The sequence below is a fragment of the Nocardia sp. NPDC052254 genome (assembly GCF_040679495.1).
In the GTDB taxonomy this organism is placed as follows: domain Bacteria; phylum Actinomycetota; class Actinomycetes; order Mycobacteriales; family Mycobacteriaceae; genus Nocardia.
In genome coordinates, this window is record NZ_JBFAUW010000003.1 from 160841 (window position 1) to 161690 (window position 850).

The 850-nt window shown below is 60.5% G+C and carries 2 protein-coding genes; both read left to right on the forward strand.

From position 1 onward, the window contains the following. Positions 1–10: 10 nt before the first annotated feature. Complete coding sequence (locus AB0L57_RS09960) at positions 11–364, forward strand: hypothetical protein (RefSeq protein ID WP_364959624.1); 354 nt, start codon at positions 11–13, stop codon at positions 362–364. Continuing rightward, positions 361–840 (forward strand): YbaB/EbfC family nucleoid-associated protein, encoded by a 480-nt coding sequence (locus tag AB0L57_RS09965; protein ID WP_364959626.1) that lies wholly within the window; start codon positions 361–363, stop codon positions 838–840. The genes AB0L57_RS09960 and AB0L57_RS09965 overlap by 4 nt, the downstream gene beginning before the upstream one ends. Positions 841–850: the final 10 nt, after the last annotated feature.

The following is an 850-nucleotide window of genomic DNA, read 5'->3' on the forward strand; positions in this document are numbered from 1 at the left end:
GGAGGACATCATGGGTAGCACCCCTGATGGGCAGCGGCTCAAGGTCGAAGCTGCCAAGATGCGCGAGTTTTCAGGTGATTTGACCGATCTCGCGGACAAGATTCGATCGGTGATGAATACCCTGAAAGAGGACAACGCGCCACTCGAGTCCAAGCCTGTATGGGGGACGCATGCTCCGGGCGAGAATTTCAAGCAAGACTATGTCTCGCAACGCGGCGCCGTTCAGGGTGTCGGTGCCTCCTATGTGAAGGTCTTGGAGGGCGATTTCGCCACCAATTTCGACGACGGTGCGAAGTTGCTCGACAAAATGGAAGGTAAGAACGAAGCAGAGATCAACAAGATCATGCGGAATTACAAAGCATGAGCGCCGCCGACGAGGAACTGCTGGCGGAGATGATGGCGAGTGTCCAGGCGAATATGACGTCGCTTCGGGACGCATACCAGCAACGCGCTCAGCTCACCGGTACTGGAACGGCTGCCGACAAGCAGGTGACCGTCGTGGTGAACGCGGACGGTGTGCTCATCGAGACCCGGATGGACGAGGACATCACCGAGCTGTCTCCGGACGAGATCGCCCAGGCTGTCACGGCTGCCGCGCAGCAAGCGTTCGCCGAGGTCAAGCGCAAGACCGAGGAATTGGTGGCGCCGATGCGGGAGCGCCACAGTCGAATGCCGAAGCTCTCGGAATTGTTGCCCGGTATTCCGGACGACCTGACCGATCTGCCCACCGTGATCGCGGCGTCGACCACACCACAGGCTTCGGCCGAGCCTCGAGAGTCCGGCGCCGAGCGCAAGGAATCTCGCGGCGCCGGACCGGGGGTCACCGAATCCGGTTGGTAGGAAAACGACT